At 46.1% G+C, this 24855-nt stretch carries 24 protein-coding genes; 19 read left to right on the top strand and 5 right to left on the bottom strand.

The features are described from left to right. Entirely contained in the window at positions 1 to 654 is a 654-nt protein-coding gene (locus tag FEN17_RS25715; RefSeq protein ID WP_138368272.1) for a hypothetical protein, read from the bottom strand. Positions 655 to 757: 103 nt separating this feature from the next. Here FEN17_RS25715 and FEN17_RS25710 point away from each other — a divergent pair, with 103 nt between their 5' ends. Continuing rightward, entirely contained in the window at positions 758 to 2215 is a 1458-nt protein-coding gene (locus tag FEN17_RS25710; RefSeq protein WP_138368271.1) for an NADH-quinone oxidoreductase subunit N, read from the top strand. An 84-nt stretch (positions 2216 to 2299) separates the two neighbouring features. Further along, on the top strand, positions 2300 to 2578 hold the full coding sequence (locus FEN17_RS25705; protein ID WP_138368270.1) for a LuxR C-terminal-related transcriptional regulator: 279 nt from the start codon (positions 2300 to 2302) through the stop codon (positions 2576 to 2578). 50 nt (positions 2579 to 2628) lie between these two features. Here FEN17_RS25705 and FEN17_RS25700 read toward each other — a convergent pair whose 3' ends face one another. Both FEN17_RS25700 and FEN17_RS25695 read right to left on the bottom strand, forming a co-directional pair. Continuing rightward, complete coding sequence (locus FEN17_RS25700; RefSeq protein ID WP_138368269.1) at positions 2629 to 3492, bottom strand: TraB/GumN family protein; 864 nt, start codon at positions 3490 to 3492, stop codon at positions 2629 to 2631. A gap of 10 nt (positions 3493 to 3502) precedes the next feature. Beyond that, a complete protein-coding gene (locus FEN17_RS25695; RefSeq protein WP_138368268.1) occupies positions 3503 to 5092 on the bottom strand; it encodes a M28 family peptidase in 1590 nt (529 codons plus the stop codon). Positions 5093 to 5237: 145 nt separating this feature from the next. Here FEN17_RS25695 and FEN17_RS25690 point away from each other — a divergent pair, with 145 nt between their 5' ends. From FEN17_RS25690 to typA, 3 genes are all read left to right on the top strand, one after another. Beyond that, on the top strand, positions 5238 to 5501 hold the full coding sequence (locus FEN17_RS25690; protein WP_138368267.1) for a DUF4160 domain-containing protein: 264 nt from the start codon (positions 5238 to 5240) through the stop codon (positions 5499 to 5501). Position 5502: 1 nt separating this feature from the next. Continuing rightward, complete coding sequence (locus FEN17_RS25685; RefSeq protein ID WP_138368266.1) at positions 5503 to 5754, top strand: DUF2442 domain-containing protein; 252 nt, start codon at positions 5503 to 5505, stop codon at positions 5752 to 5754. 227 nt (positions 5755 to 5981) lie between these two features. Then, on the top strand, positions 5982 to 7796 hold the full coding sequence (typA, locus tag FEN17_RS25680) for a translational GTPase TypA (RefSeq protein ID WP_138368265.1): 1815 nt from the start codon (positions 5982 to 5984) through the stop codon (positions 7794 to 7796). 72 nt (positions 7797 to 7868) lie between these two features. Here the strand turns inward: typA and FEN17_RS25675 are convergent, their stop codons facing one another. After that, on the bottom strand, positions 7869 to 10310 hold the full coding sequence (locus FEN17_RS25675; protein ID WP_138368264.1) for an outer membrane beta-barrel protein: 2442 nt from the start codon (positions 10308 to 10310) through the stop codon (positions 7869 to 7871). 240 nt (positions 10311 to 10550) lie between these two features. On the opposite strand from FEN17_RS25675, the gene FEN17_RS25670 reads away from it, so the two are divergent. The 13 genes from FEN17_RS25670 (at position 10551) to FEN17_RS25615 (ending at position 23061) form a co-directional block, all read left to right on the top strand. Beyond that, a complete protein-coding gene (locus FEN17_RS25670) occupies positions 10551 to 11579 on the top strand; it encodes a sensor histidine kinase (protein ID WP_138368263.1) in 1029 nt (342 codons plus the stop codon). Continuing rightward, entirely contained in the window at positions 11580 to 12296 is a 717-nt protein-coding gene (locus FEN17_RS25665) for a LytR/AlgR family response regulator transcription factor (RefSeq protein WP_138368262.1), read from the top strand. Positions 12297 to 12582: 286 nt separating this feature from the next. Then, positions 12583 to 13857, top strand: coding sequence for a Glu/Leu/Phe/Val family dehydrogenase (locus FEN17_RS25660; protein WP_138368261.1), 1275 nt, complete (start codon positions 12583 to 12585; stop codon positions 13855 to 13857). Positions 13858 to 14051: 194 nt separating this feature from the next. Beyond that, positions 14052 to 15143, top strand: a complete 1092-nt coding sequence (locus FEN17_RS25655) for a sensor histidine kinase (protein ID WP_138368260.1) — start codon at positions 14052 to 14054, stop codon at positions 15141 to 15143. 28 nt (positions 15144 to 15171) lie between these two features. Continuing rightward, positions 15172 to 15471: a Dabb family protein gene (locus FEN17_RS25650; protein ID WP_138368259.1), complete on the top strand. Its 300-nt coding sequence runs from the start codon at positions 15172 to 15174 to the stop codon at positions 15469 to 15471. Between the two features lie 43 nt (positions 15472 to 15514). Then, the gene (locus FEN17_RS27800; RefSeq protein ID WP_262711608.1) at positions 15515 to 15640 is read left to right on the top strand and encodes a hypothetical protein; all 126 of its coding nucleotides are present in this window, start codon (positions 15515 to 15517) and stop codon (positions 15638 to 15640) included. A 56-nt stretch (positions 15641 to 15696) separates the two neighbouring features. Continuing rightward, positions 15697 to 15996 carry a hypothetical protein gene (locus FEN17_RS25645; protein ID WP_138368258.1) on the top strand — a complete coding sequence of 100 codons (300 nt, stop codon included), beginning with the start codon at positions 15697 to 15699 and terminating at the stop codon, positions 15994 to 15996. 81 nt (positions 15997 to 16077) lie between these two features. Further along, positions 16078 to 17718, top strand: coding sequence for a fatty acyl-AMP ligase (locus tag FEN17_RS25640; protein ID WP_138368257.1), 1641 nt, complete (start codon positions 16078 to 16080; stop codon positions 17716 to 17718). A gap of 101 nt (positions 17719 to 17819) precedes the next feature. Next, the gene (locus FEN17_RS25635; protein WP_138368256.1) at positions 17820 to 18068 is read left to right on the top strand and encodes an acyl carrier protein; all 249 of its coding nucleotides are present in this window, start codon (positions 17820 to 17822) and stop codon (positions 18066 to 18068) included. 37 nt (positions 18069 to 18105) lie between these two features. Beyond that, entirely contained in the window at positions 18106 to 19299 is a 1194-nt protein-coding gene (locus FEN17_RS25630) for a cytochrome P450 (protein WP_229208995.1), read from the top strand. 4 nt (positions 19300 to 19303) lie between these two features. After that, positions 19304 to 20713 carry an MBOAT family O-acyltransferase gene (locus tag FEN17_RS25625; protein ID WP_138368254.1) on the top strand — a complete coding sequence of 470 codons (1410 nt, stop codon included), beginning with the start codon at positions 19304 to 19306 and terminating at the stop codon, positions 20711 to 20713. A 33-nt stretch (positions 20714 to 20746) separates the two neighbouring features. Then, entirely contained in the window at positions 20747 to 21694 is a 948-nt protein-coding gene (locus FEN17_RS25620) for a hypothetical protein (RefSeq protein ID WP_229208994.1), read from the top strand. Then, positions 21682 to 23061 carry a high affinity choline transporter 1 gene (locus FEN17_RS25615; protein ID WP_138368252.1) on the top strand — a complete coding sequence of 460 codons (1380 nt, stop codon included), beginning with the start codon at positions 21682 to 21684 and terminating at the stop codon, positions 23059 to 23061. Before FEN17_RS25620 ends, FEN17_RS25615 begins: the two co-directional genes overlap by 13 nt. On the opposite strand, the gene FEN17_RS25610 is transcribed toward FEN17_RS25615, so the two are convergent. Further along, on the bottom strand, positions 23058 to 23852 hold the full coding sequence (locus FEN17_RS25610; RefSeq protein ID WP_138368251.1) for an SDR family NAD(P)-dependent oxidoreductase: 795 nt from the start codon (positions 23850 to 23852) through the stop codon (positions 23058 to 23060). The genes FEN17_RS25615 and FEN17_RS25610 overlap by 4 nt on opposite strands. Positions 23853 to 23965: 113 nt before the next feature. Here FEN17_RS25610 and FEN17_RS25605 point away from each other — a divergent pair, with 113 nt between their 5' ends. Beyond that, the gene (locus FEN17_RS25605; RefSeq protein WP_138368250.1) at positions 23966 to 24847 is read left to right on the top strand and encodes a PIG-L family deacetylase; all 882 of its coding nucleotides are present in this window, start codon (positions 23966 to 23968) and stop codon (positions 24845 to 24847) included. Positions 24848 to 24855: the final 8 nt, after the last annotated feature.

Below are 24855 nucleotides of genomic sequence, written 5' to 3'. Positions count from 1 at the left end.
TTAGTTTCCGCCCCTTCCCGCTTTGTAGGAATCGTATTCCTCCAATAATTTGATCAGGTCATCGTCGCCTGCAAAATCCAGTTGCTGCTCGCGAATTACGTAGTTCAGCTTATTTTTTTCGTCGGTGAGCAGCTTCATGAAACTGTTTTTATTATTGAGCTGCACCTGGTTCATTTTATCATCTTTCAAAATATAAAGCCTCGCCGACGGATCCATTTCGCGGGTAGCTGACGCTTTTTCCATCGTGATCGGCTTCACATATTTTTTCAAAAGCTTCATATTTCCATCATACAGCAACCGGTAAAAGCTCTTATTGGAATAATCGCCCGCAGCTGGATAGCCATTTTTAAAGTTATAAAGATCGGTTCCGGTAGGCAAGGTAAATTCTGTTACCCCCGTAGAAACACGGTACATGCCCGAATCAGCCATATATTCCACTTCGTCTTTTGCCAGGTCGTAGCGCATCTTCACGCCGTCGTGCACTTTGTCATCACTCGTCCGGACGCTGCCCACATACCACTCTTTAAAAAGGTAAGTATCCGCACCGGCAGTTTCTTTGTATGGTGTTCCGGCCAGGCCGGTTGAGTCTTGGGAAATCGCTGCCTGCGCAACAAGCAGCGGCAACAGGAAGAAAAATCTTCGTAGATATTTCATGTTTTAAGTTGGTTAATTTGATAAGTTCGAACTCCGGAGGCCGGAGAATTTAGAATCCCTGTCTTCTTTAAGTACTTTTGCCAAAAAAATTGTACCCGTTCCATTGGATATCAGCGAACAGCTAAGTCATATACGCCAAAGCCTGGCCGGAATACTTCCCGAAATTTTTCTGGCGATCCTTTTCTGCCTTTTTCTGCTGGCAGAATTGCTTTTTCTTAAACAACCCGACAAAAAAAAGGTAGCGTCCTGGCTTCAAAACATTGCGCTGGCTGGCAGCATTGTCACATTGATCCTCATTTTCGGTCAGTGGAATGAAGAACCAGCCTTCCGTTTTCAACCCTTATTATTTCTCGACAGGCAGGCCGTTTTTTTTAAGCTGCTCATCACATTATCCTGGATTTTCACGCTCATCCACGTCCGCGTCCTCAAATACGATTTCCCACCGGAGTATAATGCATTGCTGATTGCGGCGGTTCTGGGGATGAATTTGCTGAGTATGTCAACCCATTTATTGTCGATATACTTGTCTTTGGAGCTCATTTCGATCAGTTCCTACTTGCTCGTAGCATTGTCGCCGTACAAAAAAGCGGCGGAAGGTGGCATCAAATACCTGCTATTCGGCTCGGCCAGCTCGGCGGTGATGCTTTACGGCATTTCCTTCGTCTATGGCCTCACCGGCACGCTCGACATTACTAATGAAATGATGACCGTCGGCCTGTCCAACAACCCCGATTTTGTGGTAACGGTCACCATTGTACTGATGCTCGCCGGACTGCTTTTCAAGCTCTCGCTGGTTCCGTTTCACGTCTGGACCCCAGATGTTTATGAAGCTGCGCCGACGCCGCTTGTCTCCTTTCTTTCCGTAGCTCCCAAAGCTGCTGTGATCCTGGTTTTAATGCGTTTCGCAGGCATTTTACCAGCCCAATACTTCCCGGTTTTGGGAGGCATTGCACTGATCAGCATGACCATCGGCAATGTAGCCGCATTGTGGCAAACCAACGCCCGCAGGTTACTTGCTTACTCATCTATCGCCCAGGCAGGTTACCTGCTGGTCGGCGTGGCTGCATACAGTCGTTTCGGCTTTGAATCCGCCGTTTTCTATACCGCAGTATATCTCGTCGTAAACCTAGCCGCATTTTTCCTGATCGATCTTTTGAGCCCGCGTACAGAAACCAATCTTTCTGATTATGAAGGTTTGGGCAAACATTCCATCTGGATTTCAGGCATTCTTACCATCATCATGATCGCGCTGGCGGGCTTACCTCCCACGGCCGGTTTCACATCCAAACTCCTGATTTTCTCCGCATTATGGGAGAGCTACCACCAGCAGGAATTCCCCTGGATGCTATGGCTGTTGATCGGCGGAATTTTGAATGCAGCAATTTCGCTGGCCTATTATTTACGACTCCCTTATTTGTTATTTTTCAAAAACCCGAGTTCAGCTGCATCTAACTCAAATGGAAGTTTGACGGGCAAAGTCATCGCGGGATTTCTGGTAGCGACTGTGCTGCTGCTTTTTTTCCGGCCAGACTGGCTAAGTAAGTGGATTTCCGCATTTTGACATTTCAAACAACTCCATATATTTGCCTCTGCTACTACTCAGCGTGGAAGGAAGGAATTTTCTCAACCCAACCATTCACACGCCATGCAAATTTTTACCCTACCAGAAATCAGTGCCTCTGAAACGCAGGAAGACTGCTTTTCACAGCTAAAACCACGCGAGTGGAAAGTACTTCTCCTGCTCGTCGACGACTTTTCAAACCAGGATATCATGCTGGCTTTGAACCTACAAAGGCGTGAGATTCTCACCCTAAAAAGCTCAATCTCCTTCAAACTAAACCTGAAAGACCCTAAAAAGCTTTTGCAATTTTGCCGCAGTAACCGCGACTTTATATTAAGCCGATATAATATTGGCAGGATGTAGGAAGATAAATTGTCCAGTGTATTTCTAGACAACCAGTTTTCGGCCTAAACTCACAAAACCGCTCGCACCTTATAACCCTGCTGCCTTAAAAGCGCAATAACCCCCTTCTCCCCCCCCAAATGCGCAGCGCCCACGGCAAAAAACGTCGGCTTGCCGGCCATGATTTTCTGGATACGGGGGATCCATTTTTTGTTGCGGGCGAAGAGCATGATTTCTTCGTTTCCTTCCATGCCGAAGTCGCTTTTCATGGTCATGCTGTACAGGTCGTTGATTTTTTGCGACTTGTATAGATCGATCAACTGTTTGAATTCTTGCCTGGCGGACGGCATGCTATCGATCATGGACATGACCGTTTTCAGCTGGTCTTTGTATGGGATCGAGTCGAAAATCGCCATTTGTTCGTCCAATGTTTCAATGCCAATTACTTCGGATTTTTGTTTGGCTGCGAGGTCGACCAGCGACATTTCGTAGGATTGCGGCTGGCAGGAAAGGATTGCATTGAAAAGTGGCCCCATCAGAATAAAGGGTTTTGCTTTCTCGAACATTTGCAGACCCATACCCACCGAATCTTTGTAAAACTGATTCAGCTTCGCATATTCCTGCTCGGAGAGCAATGTTTTCAGCGAGTTTCCCTCCCGCATATTCATGCTTTTCATCATCGCCATCATCATCCCCGGGTCGTCCATGTCCATTTCCATAGCGACTTGCTGCGTTTTGGCCAGGGAGGCTTTGAGTGAATCGCTGAGCGAAAAATCGGCGGGGCATATTAAATGTATGGTGCCAAAAAGGTAAGATGGCCTGGCTATGCCAGGCGCTTTGATTTCCCAAAGCAGCGAATTTTCTGTCGGTACCTGCGCCAGGCCGGCAGTTGCAGACATTACACATACTAATATGCCCCACAAGATCTTCCTCATAATCAATGATTTATTGCTTGTGACTATCTACGACGATTCTTTCATCACGATTTGCCAGTTCCCAAGCAGTATAGAAAACCAGTTTCACAATCGAAGACTGCTTGTCAAACATGATTTTTTCAACATCATCGCCTGGCTTGTGGTAATCTTCGTGAACACCTGTAAAATAAAAAATCACAGGTATACCCAACTTCGCAAAATTGTAGTGATCCGAACGATAGTAGAAGCGGTTTGGATCTTTGGGATCATTAAAAGTGTAATCTAGTTTGTAGTTTACATACTTTTTATTTGCCTCCTCGCTGATCTCATGCAGCTTGGACGAAAGCTTGTCAGAACCAATCAGATACACATATTTCGGATCGCTTTTATGCGCCTCGTCAACCCGACCGATCATGTCAATGTTTAGATCGGCAATCGTTTTATTAACCGGATATAATGGATTTTCAGAATAGTATTCGGAACCAAAAAGCCCTTTTTCTTCGCCCGTCACATTCAAAAACAAAATGCTCCTGCGCGGGCCTTTGCCATCCGCTTTTGCCTTGCTGAATGCCTCCGCAATTTCAAGCAGCGAAACAGACCCCGAACCGTCATCATCCGCACCATTGTTGATCTCACCATTTGGAGAAACGCCAATGTGGTCCAAATGCGCGCTGATGACCAGCACCTCATCTTTTTTGTCGCTGCCTTCCATAAACGCAGCAACATTCTCGGTATCAATCGTTTCACTCACCCTTTCAGCCTTGATCGAAACCTGGCCGGTCATTTTTTTAGAAGCAGCTTTTCCAGCTTTGTCAATGTCAGACTTTGCTTTGGTTAGCTTTTGAACCGATGTATTCAACATTTCTGCGGCCATTTCCGGAGAAATAACAAATGCTGCAATTCCTTCCGGATTTTCCTGAACCGGTTTAAGCGTAGGCGCATTCAGGCGACGGGTCATCACAGCATGCTGCCTGATTTCCTTGTCACGGTCTTCTCCTGTTTTGTCTGTAATAATGAAAATATACTTCGCACCTTTTTCGTGGGCCAGTTTTGCTTTGGCTTGCCAGCCGATCGAAGTCCCCCATTTGGTATGTTCGCCGGAGCCGCTCAGCCAATATTTGCCGTTTCCGTCGCTTGGCTCGCCGTCGAAGATCACTACTGATTTATCTTTCAAATCCAGATCTGCGTAGTCATTATAATTCTTTTCCTCAATGCCATAACCAGCCGTAACCACGGGAACATTGATTTCTTGCGGTATCGCCAGCTGGCCATTGATATAAAAATCTTTATTGAATTCGTATTTCTTGGCACCGGTCTTCACATACACCTCTCCCCAGCTGCGCTTGTACAAGTTATATTTTTGCAAAAAGCTTTTGGTACCATCCGTGCCGGTAGCGCCGGGCTGCAAGCCATATTCTTTGTAATACTTGGCAACATATTCGGCAGCTATTTTCTGCCCTGGCGAGCCCGTATCGCGACCTTTTAGACTATCGGAAGCAATAAAAACCAGGTGTTTTTTCAAATCCTCCGGCGTAATGCTGCCTGCATATTTTGTGGCGTCGTCCTGCGCAAATGCGGTTGTAGCAAGCAGCAGCAACCCGCCAATCAAGTTTTTGTTCATCGTGAATTATTCGTGGTATGTCAGTTTGCACAAAGAACGGAAAACCAGCATGCGATTGCAAAATTCTCATCCTTAATAGTTAATGTGACAATGATGTCGGCGAAAGGTTTGTATTTTTGTAAAGACACTTAATACACATACTTATATGCCGGAAATCAGCCGCTTCTTCGGAATCGTAATCAGAATGTTTTTTGATGACCATAACCCGCCACATTTTCATGCGGAATTTCAGGAAAATCGGGCCACGATCTTAATCCAAAGTGCTGAGCTTTTAGATGGCTATCTTCCTGTGAAACAATTGAAACTGGTTCAAGCATGGGCGATTTTACATGAAGAACAACTACTTGAAAATTTTGAGAACCTGGGTAAGGATGTGAAGTCCTGGAATAAAATCGAGCCGCTCAACTAGCATGCTGCACTACATTAAAAAAATCATTTCGATAGAAGATTACGCCATTTCATGCGTGTTTAACACAGGCGAAATTCGGGTGGTGAATCTGAAAGGAATTATTGAAAAGTATAGCAAAATTAATGACGGACTAATCAGTCGCTTGTCCGATCCCGGCTATTTCAAGTCAGTTAAACTTGATTCTTACGGAACATTGACCTGGGATAATGGTGTTGATTTTGACCCGGACAATCTGTACAACATGTCCGAATAAAAATTGAAACATTCCACCATAAACCTTCACTTTTTGCACTTCTCTTAGCCCAATGCCTGTTTTTCAGCTATTAACAATAATTTAATTGTAAATAACTGTTATTCAGGGAAAAACTCGTACATTTGCACCTTATTTGACGAAACTTCAGTCAAACAAACACAGCGGCGCTTGTTAACCAACCTGTTACAAGCTAACCAGCCCGTCAAAAAATTCATCTAAAAAGAACAATGCAAGCCATTCGCAACATCGCAATCATTGCACACGTTGACCACGGTAAAACCACTTTGGTTGACAAAATTATCCACGCGTCAAAGCTGTTTCGTGACAATCAAGAGTTCGACGACCTGATCCTCGACAACAACGATCTGGAACGTGAGCGTGGAATTACAATTGTTTCCAAGAACGTATCGGTGCGTTACAAAGACGTCAAAATCAATGTAATTGATACACCAGGTCACGCAGACTTTGGTGGTGAAGTGGAACGCGTACTTAAAATGGCGGATGGCGTATTGTTGCTGGTCGATGCATTCGAAGGTCCAATGCCGCAAACCCGTTTTGTACTTGGAAAAGCCATCGACTTAGGTTTGAAACCAATCGTGGTGGTGAATAAAGTTGATAAAGAAAACTGCCGCCCGGAAGAAGTTCAGGAAAACGTTTTTGATTTGATGTTTAACCTCGGCGCTACCGAAGATCAGCTTGACTTCGTGACCGTTTATGGTTCATCAAAACAAGGCTGGATGGGCCCGGATTGGCAGCATCCAACTGATAACATTACTTACCTGCTGGACACGATCATCGAATCGATCCCTGCGCCGGTGATCGAAGAAGGTACTTTGCAAATGCAGATCACTTCCCTGGATTACAATGCTTTCGTAGGTCGTATCGCGATCGGACGTGTGAAAAGAGGTACAATCAAAGAAGGATCGACATTGTCGCTTTGCAAGGCGGACGGCGTGATCAAAAAAGTGAAAGTAAAAGAACTTCAAACTTTTGAAGGACTTGGACGCGTGAAAGTTTCAGAAGTTTCTGCCGGAGATATTTGCGCAGTAACCGGTATCGAGGATTTCGAAATTGGTGACACCATCGCTGATCTTGAAAACCCTGAGCCAATCGCACGTATTGCGGTGGATGAGCCGACGATGAACATGTTGTTCACGATCAATAACTCGCCGTTTTTTGGTAAAGAAGGCAAGTTTGTAACATCACGTCACTTGCGTGACCGTTTGATGAAAGAAACGGAGAAAAACCTCGCATTGCGCGTTGAGCCAACTGATACAGAAGATAAATTCCTTGTTTTCGGACGTGGTATTCTTCACTTGTCGGTATTGATCGAGACCATGCGCCGTGAAGGCTATGAGCTGCAACTAGGTCAGCCTCAGGTACTTTTCAAAGAAGACGAAAATGGTGAGCGTCTGGAACCGATCGAAACATTGGTCGTAGACGTACCAGAAGCGACTGCTGGTAAGGTGATTGAATTGGCAACACAGCGTAAAGGTGAGTTGCTGATTATGGAGCCAAAAGGCGATTTGCAACATTTGGAATTCCTGATCCCTTCAAGAGGTTTGATCGGGCTTCGTTCCAATGTATTGACTTCGACGCAAGGTGAGGCAGTGATGACGCACCGTTTCAAAGAATTTGGAACATTCCGTGGACCGATCCCTGGACGTATCAGCGGTTCGATTATCTCCAAAAATACAGGACCTGCGACAGGTTATACCATTGACAAATTGCAGGATCGCGGCCGTTTCTTCGTGGAGCCGGGTGATGAAATTTACGGTGGACAGGTTATCGGAGAGCACAACCGCCCGAACGATATCGTGGTAAACCTTCAGGAAGCGAAAAAACTGACCAACATGCGTGCTTCGGGTACGGATGACGGTTTGCGGATCGCTCCGAAAATCAATTTTTCTCTGGAAGAATCGATGGAATACATTCAAAAAGATGAGTATCTGGAAGTTACGCCTCAAAGCATGCGTATGCGGAAGATCTATCTGGAAGAAAACGATCGTAAGAGATTCGGTGCTAAAATGGAAATGGCTTAGTCCGACTTCCAAAATATATAAAGAAAAAGGAGCGCGAATCGTGCTCCTTTTTTCATATTACCAATACCAAATTTAAAGTCGCTCCTTCTCCTCATCCGAAGCATTATTATTATGACGCCGCTTCCGCGCGAATGTTTCTTTTCCAAAACGATAGGTAAATGCGGCACCGATGCGCTGGGTGTCTGTGCGGTTGGTTTGGAAATATTCGGAATTGATCAGGCCGATCGAACGGTTGTGATAAATCCAGGAGTGAAAACCATCTTCCGCCGATAAACGAATGCTGCCTCTACCGTCCCAAATCTTTTTCTGGATCGATGCATTGAGGCGGAACATGCCGCTGGTAATGGTTTGTCCAGTAAAATCGCGACTGGCATAATAACCGCCTAATTCCGCTGAAACTGTTTTACCTAATGTGAAATAGTTATTCAATTCCAGCCGCGCAATGTTGCTGTTGAAATCCAGGTCAGCATTTAAAACTTTCCCTTTCAATCCTACCCTCGACAAGCGTAATGTTGTATTGGTATACCACCATTTATTTAAGGAAGCGGATATAGAAGTATTCAGCAACACCATATAGCCGCCGGCAATGTTATCCGGTTTATTCAGGAAAATGGTATCTAATGTTTGGGTCGTGGGAAAAATAGAATTTGAGAACTTGTTATAGCTCAAACCCATATTCAGCCACTGTTTACGCTGGTATTTTAGTTCCAGGCGACTTTGATATTGCGGATTCAAATTTGAATTCCCGGAGCTATATGTATACTGGTCGCGCTGAAAAACAAATGGATTTAGTAATTGATAGTTAGGCCGGCTGATTCTTCTCACCGCCATCAACCCGAATGTATTATTTCCTTTTTGATCCGGTTTAAAGCTAATATATCCACTTGGAAAAAGTCCAGTATAATGTTTCGTAAAGATAGAACCCACCACTTCCGCATTCCCCAGCTGATTTCCTTCAATGTTCGTATTCTCGACTCTTAACCCCAGTTGCAATCCGATTTTCTTCCAGGATTTCTGGCTATTTAAATAAGCCGCATTAATGTTTTCATGGTATTTGAAGTGATTGGACTGCGTATTATTAATCGTCTCGGAGTCATTTTCCCGGTCAAAATAATTGAAGGTGTAGTCCGTATGAATAATGCTGGATTTAAAACCGGCTTCGATCTTCGCCTTGTTTTTTAAAGGATGCGCATAATCGGCTTTGGCGGTGTAAATGTCAATGTCGGACGGAATACGATAAACAAATTCATCTCGGCTAAGCAGACTTCCCTGTGGATCAATTGCCAGGTTTTCAAGGAATTGCGTACCATTGTTGACATAGTGCAGATAATTCACATCCGCCGCCAGCTCACGACCTGCCGTATTAAACTTGTGCAGGACATTCAAATTAAAGCCTGTATTGTCTCGGGTATCTCCACCTTTTGTTCCGCCAGTGCCCACTACCGCCAATTGATGCGATGCATTGTAATTCCGGCTTTCGTAACCCAATTCTCCGTCTCTTTTTGACTTATTCAAATTCAAAACCAAACCCAAAGTTGTCTTTGGAGACACAGCATAATCAACCCCCATATTCGCATTGAAACCCCTGTTTTTATAAACCTGATCATTCGTCAGATCCACAGTAGAATTCAGCTCAGTATTTGAATTATAGAACCTTCGGTCGAAAACATCTTTGCTATAATTTTTCTCAAAACCATAACCCAGGTTCGCGAATACATTCAGCTTTTTATAATTGTAATTCAAATTCAATGCATCATTATTTCTGGCATATCTACCCTGACTTAACCCTGCCGAAACACTTCCTGTGAAACCACCTACGCGGTTCTTTTTCAAACGAATATCAATCACCGCATTTCCCGCCGCATCATATTTTGCAGAAGGATTATCGATCAATTCAATTTTATCCAGAAGCCCGCCTGGAAGTGATTTCAAATAAGCTGACAAATCCGCGCCCGACATATAAGTACTTTTTCCATCAATCAACACCAGCACACCGCTGCGACCATTTAAACTGATTTCACCATTTGCATTCACAGAAACACCCGGTGTCTTTTCTAAAACCTCCATTGTATTACTTGTCGCGCTGCTGATCATTGATTCCACATTCACAATGGTGCGGTCAATTTCCTGCTCGATCAGCGGCTTTTTTGTTTTGATCGTGACCTCTTTTAATTCAATGCTTTTTGCCGGAAGTAAAATAATGACTGGCAATTGAATTTGCTGATGCGCGCTATCTAATGTCAGTGGCACACTCACATATTTCTTTTGGCCCAATGCAGAAATGTCCAGCAGATACGTCCCATTTTCCAATCCGCTGATCAAAAATTTACCTGAAACATCAGTGATTTCACCTTTTACAAATGTAGAATCCTGCGCTTTTAGCAGCTTGACGGTCGTGCCGGGCAAGGCTTCGTTTCCGCTATCTTTTACAGTTCCCGAAATCGCATGCACGCTTTGCCCGCTGGCCGGAATCGCGTAAAGAAATAACATGAATAATGCACTTAAATTTTTCATGGCTTCATTGAATAAAGGTTTTCCTTTTTTGATGAAGCAAATATTCGCTTTGCGGAGAAGCAGAGGAAATAATAGTGTTGTAACTTCCAAATTCACTGACGGAATGCGATTTAGGCATGACCAAATTTTTCGAAATGTTAAATCCGCATTTGGTCAGGGAATCCGGCATTTCCGTCCTTAACATGGATGAAATACTGTCGGCTGGCTCATCTTTGTGAGCTTATTTAATTAGCGCACGATATGGATATCTGGGAAAAAACGGGGTTTAGTGTCAGGGACAAATACATTTTTCTTTCCGCCGTCGCTGCGGGGCCGATTTGGGTCGCGATGGATTTTTTTGTCAATACCATGCACATACCCGGCGACGAGGCTATCGCTACGGCATTGACAGTCTTCATTTTAGCCGGGATTTTCACTGGCCGGTATCTTGCAGAACTGCTGCTGATCCGGTTTAAAGATTTGCAGCGATTGACCTTCCTGATCACAGCGATTTTTATCGTGGCCGGCATTGTCCTTTTTTCGCAACTCGCCTTCCCGTTTGAAGGTTCTGCGGCGGTGCATTTGCTGCTTTCCTGGGTACCTTTTACGATCACGCTGATGTCGCTGGGCATGCTTATCAAGGTCGTGAGAGCGATCGGGCGTAATGAACTGATGGAGGCGCGGAGCCAGGCGGCGCATAACAAAAGTGAGCTGCATTTGCTGCAATCGCAGTTGAGCCCGCATTTTTTATTTAATACGTTAAATAATTTGTACGGCCTTTCCATCACCCAGCACGAAAAAATTCCGCCGCTGCTACTGAAACTTTCCGACCTGCTGCGGTACTCGGTATATGACGCCAGCGAAACTTTTGTCCCGCTCAAAGAAGAGCAGACCTACATTGATAATTACATTGAATTTGAAAAAATCAGGATCGGGGATCGGCTTGTTTTGACAAATGACATTGAAAAAGTCGTGGACCCGGCGGTAAAAATTGCGCCGATGCTGCTGATCATTTTTATTGAAAATGCATTTAAACATTCAAAAAACACGGCGGACGAAAACATTCACATTGAAATTTCGCTGAAAACGTGGCAGAATCTGATTCTTTTCTCCATCAAAAATTCGCGCAGTATCGCGGCTAAAAAGGAGACGATTTTGGATAAAAACAGTGGCTTCGGCCTGGTGAATGTTAAAAAGCGGCTGGAATTACTTTATCCAGGGAGCCACGAACTGAAAATCGAGGAAACCGATACATCCTACCTGGTGATTCTCAGGCTTAATGCAAAATAGATGAACAAAATCAACTGCCTCATCGTCGACGACGAGCCCATCGCCCGTGACATTATCAAAACCTACTGCGCGCATTTGCCCTATCTGAATGTTCTGGCCTCACTGGGAAATGCCCTGGAAGCCAAAACTTTTCTGTTTCAGCAAAAGGTCGATATTCTTTTTCTTGACATTAACATGCCTGTGATTGACGGGGTTACCTTTTTGAAAACATTAAAAAATCCGCCGCAAATCATTTTCACTACCGCCTACAAAGAATACGCCATCGACGCCTTCGAGCTGGCTGCCTGCGATTACCTGCTCAAACCATTTTCCCTCGAACGTTTTATCGTCGCTGTGGACAAGGCGATGGAAAGAATTAAACCTATAACTTCTTCACAGACAGAGCAAGTTGAAGTTCCTACTGAAAATTTCGTCTTTATTAAAGCCGACGGAAAAATCTTTAAAATCCGCTTCGACGAGCTGCTTTATGCCGAAGCCAGCGGGAATTATACCAAAGTCGTGACGGCCCAGCAGACCTTACTTCCCGCGATGACATTTTCCAGCTTCGAGGAGCTGCTGCCCAAATCTACATTTCTCCGCATCCATCGCTCTTTCCTGATCAATAAGTCAAAAATCGACCACATTGAAGGTAATCGTCTTTTTATTGGCAAAACCGAAATCCCGATCGGCAGCAATTATCGTGAAGGTTTTTTGAAAGAATTGGGCTTAGGCTCCTGAAACCGGACGATCCGAATATTTCCTGCAAAAAATTTACTGCATACCCCTCTTTTTTTGATTCTTGAATTGACGTAAATTCTTACAGGAAATTTGGGTTAAAATCTTCACACGGTACATTCTTCCAGCCTTTGCGCAAAGCAGGAAAGATTCTGCTTCTGTCGTTTTATTATACTATTTCAAGAAATTTTAGTTTTTTGTTTTTATAAAAACAAATGCTGTAAGTTTGTGGTAATGAAGAATTACAATTCTTTAATACACTTATTATCAACACATTAATCAAGTAAAAATGTCGTATATAGAACCGGCTCCGATTAAGGATAAAGAAAACCCTTTGGAGTCTATGATGCAGCGATTTGACAAGGCCGTAGAGCTTTTGGGAATTTCGGAAGAAATGTATCATATATTGAAAGTACCGCGTAAACAAGTGATTGTAGGTCTGCCAGTTACGATGGATTCCGGCGAGATCCGGACATTTGAAGGTTACCGCGTAATCCACTCCACCATCCTTGGCCCCAGCAAAGGCGGCATCCGCTTTGATCCCGATGTAAATCTTGACGAAGTACGTGCGCTTGCTGCGTGGATGACCTGGAAATGTGCAGTGGTCGACATTCCTTACGGCGGCGCAAAAGGTGGCGTAGCTTGTAACCCGCGCGAAATGTCGGCAGGAGAAATCGAACGTCTGATGCGGGCTTATACTACTGCGCTACTCGATGTTTTTGGTCCGGATCAGGACATTCCAGCGCCGGATATGGGCACCGGCCCGCGTGAAATGGCGTGGCTGATGGATGAATATTCCAAATCAAAAGGCATGACAATCCCAGCCGTAGTAACCGGCAAACCCCTGGTGCTCGGCGGCTCATTGGGACGCACCGAAGCGACCGGCCGAGGTGTGATGGTATCCGCACTTGCAGGGATGGAAAAGCTGAGAATCAACCCATACCGCGCTACCGCAGCCGTACAGGGTTTTGGTAACGTAGGCTCACACGCCGCACTGCTCCTCCGCGAGCGAGGTGTTGCAATTCACGCATTGAGCGACATTTCCGGCGCATATTATAATAGTAAAGGCATCGACGTAGCCGCCGCGGTAGCTTACCGTGACGCCAACAAAGGCTCCCTTGAAGGTTTCTCAGGCGCCGAGCAAATACCAGGCGATGACTTGCTGACATTACCTGTAGACGTGCTTGTACCTGCCGCCAAAGAAGATGTGATCACCCGCAAAAATGTAGCCGGTATCCAGGCAAAAATGATCGTAGAAGGCGCAAATGGCCCCACATCATTCAAAGCCGACGATATCATCAATGAAAAAGGAATCATGGTAGTACCGGACATTCTTGCCAACGCAGGTGGCGTGACGGTCTCCTATTTCGAGTGGGTACAAAACCGCATCGGCTACAAATGGACGCTGGAACGCATCAACCGCCGCACCGACCGCATCATGAAAGATTCGTTCGACAAAGTCTACGAAACTTCTTTAAAACACAAGGTCTCCCTCCGCATCGCAGCATATATCGTGGCAATCGATAAGGTTTCGAGTACCTATAAGTATCGAGGAGGGTTTTAAAAAGGTCAATTGTTGTCATTGATGGTCATTGGCAGTCATTTATTGTTTAGCAAACTCAAAAAACAACAAATGACAATTAATGACTATCAATGACTACAAATGACAATCCTTATATTACCCAAACATTAACAAACCCGCCCATTCGCCCTACTTCGAGCCGAAAATGTTAACTTTATACCAATAATGTTAATGTTATGTCTCTGAGTCCCCGGTTTATAGCCTTTATACTGGCGTTTTTAATATCCCTGATCACCACCACGTTTCTGGCATTTGTTGACGGCGTTTCCAAGGGGATGCTTTTTGTGGTTTCTATCGCTTCCTTTATTTCTTCGTTTTTCCTGGTGCTTTATACCATTGACATTCTTGTTTTCAGGGAGGTCAATAAAATGTACCGCACGATCCACAAGCTTAAAATGCGTGATTTCAACATGACGCCGCGCAAAAAGCTCATCCAGGAATCGAATCCGATGAAGACCATCAATGATGAGATTTTTGTATATGTGACAAAAAAACAGAAGGAAATCGATGAGCTGAAAAAGCTGGAATTGTTTCGGAGAGAGTTTCTGGCCGATGTTTCCCATGAATTCAAAACCCCGATTTTCGCTGCGCAGGGTTTCATTCACACGCTGCTCGACGGTGCGATGGAGGACGATAACGTCCGCGAGCGTTTCCTGAAAAAAGCAGCCAAGAACCTTGATAGCCTCGACGTCCTCGTGAAAGACCTTTTGGTACTTTCTCAAATGGAAACCGGCGACATCAAGATGAACCTTAACCCGACGGACCTTCGGCTGATGACAACCAACATTTTCAGCCGGCTCGAAAACATTGCGCAGGACCGCGGCGTCACATTAAAAGTGAAACCCGACGACCTGCACGAAGTTTGGGTCAAAGCCGACGCCGACCGCATAGAGCAGGTAATGCTGAACCTGATCGAAAATGCGATTAAATACGGAAATGAAGGCGGCAAAGTGATTGTACATTTCACGGAAGGTAAAAAATACATTGAAATTGCTGTCCGCGACAACGGTCCCGGCATTCCACATGAACATTTGAACCGGATCTTCGAGCGCTTTTATCGTGTGGACAAAAGCCGGAGCAAGGAAATTGGCGGTACCGGCCTTGGATTGGCGATTGTAAAGCACATTCTCAATGCGCATAACACCAAAATCGCTGTCATGTCCAAGCCCGACAAAGGGACAACTTTCTCTTTTAAGCTGGAAAAAGCGTATACCAGCGCGGCAAATGACTTTAATGAGGCAGAGGCGATCCCTCATGTAAATTCTTAATCATTTTTAACTCCATAAACCAACACCAATGTTTGTACATAACGTATTTTTTTGGCTCAAAGAAAAAGACAATGAAGAAGCCAAAAGCGCATTACTGGCCGGCATCAAATCGCTCGAAGGCATCGAATCCATTGAATCTGTGTACATTGGCACGCCCGCTTCTACCCGCAGACCGGTAATTGATGCGACTTATGATTTCGCCGAAATCCTGGTTTTTGCAGACGAAGCTGCACACGATGTTTATCAGGTGCACCCGCTGCACAAGAAGTTCGTGGACGACTGCGCGCATCTTTGGGAGAGGGTGTTGATCTATGATGTGGAAGCTTAAAATCAAGTCCTAATATTTGTTAACAGTTATCCACATACCCGTTGTGGATAACCTGTTAACAAACTTCTATTTCCTGCATTTCCAGCGATTTAACAAACATTTACGTCTTTTCAACCATGTGGATAACTCCCTGAAAGACGTCCATCGCCTGCTCACCAAACCCGATTAGGGCACTTAAATCGGCTGCATATCGTTTTCATAATATCACAAAACGAACTAAAAGCCGTGAAAACAAATAGATTTCTGCTGTCGGTTATCGTTACGATGATTGCAGCCATCAGCATTTCTTCCTGTACTTACAGGGCAGCCTACAACCCAGGTTATGATTATGGTTACCGGCCACATTATGGGTACGGATACCGTCCTGTACCACCGCCAAGAGTTGTAGTTGTGACGCCTCCTCCCCGCAGAGTGGTTCATGCACAACGTTACCGGTCAAGCCGTTATGATAACAGGCATTACAGGCAACAGTACAATCACGGAAACCACTACGGACACGATTCACGCAGGGGTTACAGAAGATAATAAAAGCGCTTTTTTATAATTGAAAGGTGGCAAGCCGGGATTTAACCGCAGCTTGTCACCTTTTCTTTTATTTTTGCTTTTATGGACATTCTGGAAAAACTCACCTCAAATGCAGCGCTTTATCCTGAAAAATCGGCATTTCGGTACATCGGAAAAGAAGGTGATATCACGGAACAATGCACTTATGCACAACTTTTTCAGGAAGTGCGGGCGGCGGGCGGCCAGCTGCAAAAACAATATCCGCCGGATTCCAGAATTGTCATATTGCTACCGGCAGAAGCCGCATTCATCCGCTTTTTTCTGGGCGCACTCCAAGCCGGGATTATCGCCGTCCCCTGCCCGATCAGCTTTTCAGAGCCAGGTATCAACCGCATCTTAAAGATTATCCAAAACTGCGGGGCCGCGGGCATCATCACCAATCGGAAAACTTATAAAATGCTTTTCCAGCGCCAGAATGAGGCTTCTCTGGCATTACAGCATTTGGAAATCGACTGGTTTTTCACAGAAGGTTTTGACCCCAAAACGCCGCCAGCGCAACTGCAAAGCACATTCACTGACCAAAACAAGCCAGCCTACCTGCAATATACTTCGGGCTCGACAAGTCATCCGAAAGGTGTGATGATCAGCCACGCCAATCTCGCTGCCAACCTGAATGCCATTAATAATTGCTTCGGCCGGACGGCGGCGGATACTTCCGTCACCTGGCTGCCGCATTACCACGATATGGGGCTGGTCGACGGGCTTTTGTCTCCGATTTTTACCGGCGGTACGGGGATTGTCATTTCGCCGCTTTTATTTATTACAAAACCCTTTTTACTGCTGCAAACCATCAGCCGCTACCAGGCCGGGTTCTGCGGCGGGCCGGGCTTTGGGCTGGATCATTGCCTGGCGCGCATTGCACCGGAATTGCTGGAAACCGTCGATCTCAGCACATTACGGGTTTTATATGTTGGTGCGGAACCTGTCCGGATCTCGACTTTGGAAAAATTTGCGGAAACTATGCGGGTAACCGGTTTTAGAAAAGAAAGCCTGGTAGCTGCCTACGGCCTGGCGGAAGCAACATTGGCCGTGAGCCTGCATTTGCACGGCACGCCCTTGACCTATAAAAAAATAGCTGAGACAAACCCGAAAGAAGTCGTAGCCTGCGGGCCACCCGTCGAATTTACAGAAGTGCAAATTGTTGATCCTCAACAAAAAACAACATTGCAAGAAGGACAAACCGGTGAGATCTGGGTGAAAAATGCAGGGGTAGCGTTGGGCTACTGGCAGAATGAAGAAGCGACAAATGCTACTTTCAGGGCATTTAGCAGCGCAGGTGAAGGCCCGTTTTTGCGGACCGGTGACCTGGGTTTTATGGACGCAGGAAAACTTTTTATTACCGGCCGCACCAAAGAACTGATCATTATCCGCGGCGTAAATTATTATCCGCACGATATTGAGGAGGTAGTCGGTGACGCGCATGAAGCGATCCAGCCAAATGCGACGGCGGCTTTTTCGGTTGAAACAGAAGAGGGTGAGGCTTTAATGTTGGTCAGTGAACTGAAACGCGTGGCGCAGGAGGAAAATCTGGACGCGGTCAAAACCAAAGTTGCGCACAGTATCGGGCTGGCATTCGGGCTTGTGGCGCATCAAATCGTGCTGATACCGCCGGGCAAGCTGCCCAAAACTTCCAGTGGGAAGATCCAGCGGCTCAAAGCAAAGGAAATGTTTGCCGGTAACTAACTTTTCGTAGCCCCAAAGCGGCAATAAGCCGCCCATGCCCTTTTTTTAAACCGGGTTTGAACTTACTTTCACCAAGACGATCTCACCTACTCAACTCCTGAATGCCTAAAACTTTTGAAGAAATTTCCGACTGGATCATTTTGAATATTTCCAGACACGCCGAACTGGATCCATCTGAAATCGCCCCCGACGCCGATATTGCGCAATTTCGCCTGGATTCGCTGCTGCTTGTCAACATTACCACCGAGCTCGAAGAGTGGGTCGGGATGGAGCTGAGCCCTTCCATTTTTTGGGAAATGGGCACCATTGCTGCTACAAGTCAGTGGATTACCGAAAACCAGGAAGTATAAAAAGCCCGCTTTTTGCTTCGATATGCAAACTTCTCCTATGTCCGCAGCCTCCATCTGGTCTTCACAAACCGACATTAACCAGAACTATTCTGAGCTGCTCGGAAATGTGCGCAAGTCCGATCCGCTGCATTTCAATATGTTCGGCGACCTCGTGGCCATGGATTATAAGAGTGTGAAAACGATACTTTCGGATTCAGAGAATTTCCAAAATTTCGATTTTACGGAGCGCTTCAAAGTCGTTTCGGCGATTGCGAACAACGATCCGGGCCTGCTGCAATTCGGCGAAAGCCTGAGTCACTGGCTGCTTTTTATGAATGGTGCAAAACATGCGGAGCACCGGAAATTCGTCAATCAAAAGTTTTATCAGGCAGATTACGAGACAATTACCGTCCGCGCCATCGACGAAATCATCGCCTCGCTGAAAGATCGCGAAGAAGCCGACCTCGTGGAAGTAGCGCGTCAGTTCAGTTTTCTGATCATCAGCCAGATTATCAACCTGCAAAAATCGGATTTCGATTTTATTCAGAAATTCTCCTACGTCATTACATTAATTTTCGAGAAAACGCTTTCTGTCAAGGCTTTACTGGAATGCGCCGACATGTCGCGGCAGTTTCACAGCTACCTTTCCGAAACATTCACCCGCCACGAAAGCGAGGTCACTAATAGTCTTTTGCTGGAAATGCGGGAGGTGATGGGCCATCCCCGGGCATCGGAACTGATTGGTACCTGGGAATTTCTGGTCAATGCTGCGACGGAAACTACTACTTTGCTGCTGACCAGGAGCATCGCTACCTTGATTGAAAACCGGGAAAAGCACGTTAACTGGCTGGCGCACAATGAATGTGCCATCGCCGTGGAAGAACTGATCCGCTATGTCAGCCCCGTGAACTGGATACCGCGGCAGATTAAAAATGACATGGAATTTGAGGGGTTATCTTTGAAAAAAGGCAAAACGGTGCTGCTGGGCCTGGCTTCCGCGAACAGAGATTCGTCCGTTTTTCAAAATGCGGATGAATTTATCCCGACCCGTAAACCCAATCCGCACATTGGTTTCGGATTTGGCATTCACCATTGCCTGGGCGCCCGCTTGTCGCGATTCGAGCTGCAAAAGTTTTTGCCGCGCTTCATGGCTGCGTTCCCCAACATTCATTTGCATCCTTCCAAAACTGCCGAGTGGGATACAAAAGTTTTTTTCCGTGGCTACAAACGTTTGCCAGTGCTTTTGAAATAGCATCATGGTAAAATTCACGGACTTCGCCTATTTTCTTTTACTAGCCCTCACTGTTCCAGCCTATTACAAAGTTCCGGACGCGAAAAAGTGGATTTTCCTGCTGATCATCAGCACGCTTTTTAACCTCAGTTGGAGCGGAAAATATCTCATCGTTTGGCTGGTACTTGTGGCGATCTGCTTTGTATCGGGCAAGGCTTTGGGGAACCAGGCTTACCCCAAAAAGCAGCGAAAGATGCTGCTCACATTGTCCATCATCATTTGCCTGCTGCCGCTGCTGTTTTTCAAATATCTGGTACCGATCAACAATTCCATGTCGCTGGTGGCGCTCAACTGGATCGCGCCGATCGGCATTTCCTACTACACATTTCTGATCATCGGTTATCTCTACGATGTGCACCGACGGTACATTAAGCCTGAAAATCACCTGGGTTATCTCATGATCTACCTCGGTTTTTTTCCAACATTACTGGCCGGTCCGCTCGAAAGGACGCGCCAGCTCGTACCGCAGCTCCGTAATCCAAGACCTTATCAGGAAGACAACATTAAAGCCGGCATATACTTCATTATCTGGGGTTTATTCAAAAAGCTGGTGCTCGCAGCACGCTTCGCCGACATTACCGGCCCGGTTTTCGACAGTCCTGAATCTTACACCAGTATTTCCGTCACCCTCGCAATATTGCTTTTTTCCATCCAGCTTTACTGCGATTTTTCGGGCTACTGCGACATTGCGATGGGCTCCGCGCGGCTGCTCGGCATTCGGCTCAGCCGCAATTTTTCCAACCGATATTACTTCGTCCCCTCCCGCACCGAATCCTGGAATTCCTGGAACATGACGGTAACCTCCTGGTTCCGGGATTATATTTTTTTCAACATTAGCAAAGGGGTCACCAGCCAAAAACGACTGGAATTCAATCGTTTGGTAACCTTCGTGATCACCGGTTTATGGCATGGGCCGAGCTGGTCATTTGTGATCTGGGGCTCGCTGCAGTGGGCTTACATCAATTTCGAAATGCGGACAAAGCAATTCTGGCAAAAATTTTACACCGGGATCGGACTTTCGATGGGTTCGCAGGTACATTATGTGTTTCGCGTCGTCGTGCGGCTGCTCACCGGCACATTGATCATGGGCTGGTTTCGGGCGGCGGAGTTGAAAAGCGGCATCAGGCTGTACAGCAGCATGTTCGGCATTAAATCGGGAGCTGGGACATTGCTCACATCCAGCTTTGTGCTGACGATCGCTTTGTTTCTGGTGATGGATTTTTTCAATTACAAAATGGGCGAGAAAGAAGATATTGCTTCTTACCTGCTCAAAAGCAGCACATTAAGACGAACATTATCCATTATACTTCTGATACAGCTGGTCCTTATTTTCGGGCGACCGTCGGTAGCGAACTTTTATTATATCCAGTTTTAAACCTGAAATTTAACGGTGCCGATGATCATAAAAATGGCAAAATGGCTGGTACTGATCCTGCTTTTCAAGCTGGCAGTGGTAATGATCGTTTCGCAGTTTTATATGGATCCCCGCCGAGATATTGACGCAAGAGAAAAACTTTGCAAATCCTACAAACCGAATGTCGTTTTTATCGGCACCAGCCGCACACTTTTTAGCATTAACCCTGCCATTTTTGATTCTTTAAATCAGCAAAAAACGCGCAGCTACAACTTCGGAATGTTCAGCCTTTCGCCGCAAAGCGCATTCCAGGTAGCCGAAGATTTACTTTCCGAAAGTCCGGATGTAAATACCATTTACATTGAATTAAGTGCCCTGAATTACAGCACCGTAGCATTAAAACCGCAGCAGGTAATCCCGGATGCGATTTTCCGGGCGAATGTCATGGCCGGTTGCTCCAACTTAGATTGGAATGAAAAAACCGCCAGTTTCCTGGAAGGACTTAACACGACCTTGTTTCAAATGTTCTCCATCGCCCCGCAGATTACCTCAGCAAAAAAAGCACTGAAACCTGAAAATGATCCGATTGAAGGTAATCCAGGGCTGCGGGAAAACGGTTACCAGCCAGTTGCATCCGCGCTTTCACAGACGAATGCCCGGATACTAGACAATTTTGAGGCGACGCAACAAATGATGGCCGGGCATCCGCAGGCAATCCCGAATACTTATTATATTTCCAGGATCAATGCGTTGATAGCCACCGCAAAATTGCGCGGAGGAAAGGTGATTTTCTTTTATCCCAATAACCTGACAAAAGTGGAATACCAGGTTCTATCGCAGGTTGCGCCATTTTTGTCAAATCAAAACCTGATCCGCTTGCCGGAAAATCCGTTGCTGAACGAATTTTTCAAGCCTGAAAATCTGTTCGATGCGCATCATTTAAACCAAAAGGGGGCCGCTATTTTTACAAAATTTTTACAGAAAGAAGCATGCTCGCGATAGCTATCCTCCTGTATTTCGTGGCGAATTTAGGCATCGGGCTCTGGGCTTCCCGGCGGATTTCCAGCACCGAAGACTTCCTGCTGGCGGGGCGTAACCTGCCGCTCGTGCTCGCCGCCTCCGCTACATTCGCCACCTGGTTCGGCTCCGAAACCATTATGGGTGCGCCGATCGAATTTGTGCAGCACGGACTGATGGGCGTCATTGAGGATCCTTTCGGCGCGTCACTCTGTCTGCTGCTGATCGGGCTATTCTTTGCGCGGCGGTTTTATCAGATGAACATTATCACTTTCTGCGACTTTTTCCGCATCCGGTACGGCCGACGTTCCGAGCTGCTTTCTGCGGTGCTGATCATCCCGTCTTATTTCAGCTGGATCGCGGCGCAGCTGCTGGCGATGGGTTTCGTGCTGCAAGTAATTATGGGCTGGTCGCTCATCAGCTGTATTGTAGGTAGTTCCATCGTCGTGATCATTTATACCATCTGGGGCGGCATGTGGTCGGTGTCAATTACGGATTTTTTACAAACCATCATGATTATTGTCGGACTGATCATTGTTTCGGTCGTGCTCTATAAAAAGGTAGGTGGTTTTCAGCCGCTACTCGACGCGGCGCCTGCTGGTTTTTTCCGCTTTCATCCCGATTTTACCTTAAAAGGCTCTGTGGAATATTTCGCCGCCTGGATCACGATCGGGCTCGGCTCTATCCCGCAGCAGGATGTTTTTCAGCGGGTTATGTCGGCGAAGTCTGCCAATGTTGCGGTAAAATCCACATTACTATCCTCGGTAATGTATTTCACCGTAGCATTGCTGCCGCTTTTTATCGGTCTATGCGGCTACCACCTTTATCCCGATGCCGGGAAAAGCGGGCAGCTAATCATTCCGAATATGATTTTGAAACACATGAGCCTGCCGCTGCAAATTATCTTTTTCGGCGCGCTGGTTTCGGCTATACTCAGTACCACCAGCAGCGCAATCATGGCGCCGGCCGCGGTTTTAGGAGAAAATATTTTCAAATTTTTCAACCCAACACTGACAGATCAGCAGCTGCTGCGCATCATTCGCATTGGTATCGTGGTGATTACCGCAATCTGTATCGTGCTGGCAATCACTGGTGAAAGTATTTTTGATCTTGTCTCGGAGTCGTCCGCTTTCAGCCTGGTATCACTCTTTGTACCGCTGGCGTCGGGCATTTACTGGAAAGCCACGAATGAGGTCGGAAGTATCCTCTCCATGATCCTGGGGTTGGTCACCTGGGTGTTTTGTTCGTACATCAACACTGAATATCCGCCGCTGATCTACGGCCTGCTGGCCAGTTTGGGGGGAATGTTTTTGGGGATAATCTGGGCCAGACTATCCCCTAGAGAATCTTAAATGATAAATTTCGCCACGCCACCATCGACTTTCAGGGCCGAACCGTTGGTACCGGACGAAAGCGGGCTGGCCACGTAGGTAACCAGGTTCGCGATTTCTTCCACGTGAGCAAAACGTTGCAGCAGCGAAGTAGGACGAGCGTTTTTAAAGAAATCCTTCTCCGCTTCTTCCGCCGTCACATTGTTTGCAGCACCCAATTGCTTTACAAAATCAGCCACACCTTCCGACTTTGTCGGGCCGGGCATTACGGTGTTCACCGTCACATTGGTACCTTTTGTTAATTCCGCCAAACCGCGGCTTACAGCCAGCTGAGCGGTTTTTGTAGTACCATAATGAATCATTTCCTCGGGAATGTTTACGCCCGATTCACTGGAAATAAAAATGATACGTCCCCAGTTTTTGGCGATCATTTTTGGAAAAAGGTGCCGGGAAAGCCGGACGCCGCTCAGTACATTCACTTCGAAAAACCTGAACCAGTCGGCGTCGGTAATATCTACAAATGATTTGGGTTCAAAAATCCCGGCATTATTGACCAGAATATCCACTTCCGGCAGTTTTTGGAGCAGCGCATCCACTTCCTCCACTTTTGAAAAATCGGCAGCGAGCCCCGAAACATTCCCTTCCGGATAGGCATTTTTCAGCTTATCTACCGCTTCCGCCAGCTTGCCTTCTGAGCGGCCGTTTATAATGACTTGTGCACCTTCTTTTAGCAGACCTTGTGCAATTGCAAAACCGATTCCCTGTGTTGAGCCACTGATGAAGGCGGTTTTGCCTTTTAGTTGTAAATCCATAATTTTTTATTGTTATTCAAAGAATTAAATGTACCTGATAAATGATTGCAAATGACGCATTTAATGATCAGAAACCGACATTCCGATAACACTTCCCCCGACAAAATCATCCTATGAAAAACATTTATCTCCTGCTCTTTTTGCTGTTGGCGTCCAAAGTTTTAGGTCAAAGTCCAAGGGTTCTGATCGTCACAGCGCATCCGGATGATGAAACAATGTTTCCAGTGACTGTTTTTAAAATCACGCATGAATTGAAAGGCTCCGCCGACCTGGCGCTGATCACCGACGCGTCGGGCGGTTACAATGGTTTGGTAGCGTCGAGTTATTACGGGATGAATATGACCGACTCGGTGATCGGCCGGAAACATTTGCCGCTGATCCGGAAAAAGGAAATCATGGCATCAGGCGAAATTTTGGGCATCGGTAATTTCTTCTTTCTCGACCAGCTCGACGATTATTACAACCGAAATGAAAAGCCCTATCTCGAAGGAAAAAATTGGGATATCAAATATGTAGAACGGCGCCTCGACCAGATTTTAGCCAAAGGAAATTACGATTTCATTTTTTGCCTGATACCCAGCGATGGCCAGCATGCGCACCATAAAACTGCTTCAATCAGCGCGATACGGGCAGCGCAGCGTTTTAAAGGTGCACAAAAACCGATCGTCCTCGGCGGGCAGTCACGCAATAAGGATTCAAAAATTGACTTCACAGGCTTGCCGGGCTACCCGGAAACCAATGTTGCCGCAAATGCCCCGGCGCTGGATTTCGACCGGTCTTATAGTTTTGGAGAAGACAATAAACACAGCTATATGATTGTGGCTGATTGGGTGAAGGCTGCGCATAAATCGCAGAGCGGGGATATGAACCAGGCTATGCACCGCGGTGAGTTGGAAACATTTCTCTATTTTTCAATCAACGGGGAAGCAGGGGTTGCGAAGGCGAAAGATTTGTTTGAAAAGGTCAATAACTCCGGATTTTCAAAGAAAAAGTAATCCAAACC

The organism is Dyadobacter luticola (assembly GCF_005860805.1).
Lineage (GTDB): Bacteria > Bacteroidota > Bacteroidia > Cytophagales > Spirosomataceae > Dyadobacter > Dyadobacter luticola.
This window is presented reverse-complemented; position numbering and strand designations above follow the sequence as displayed.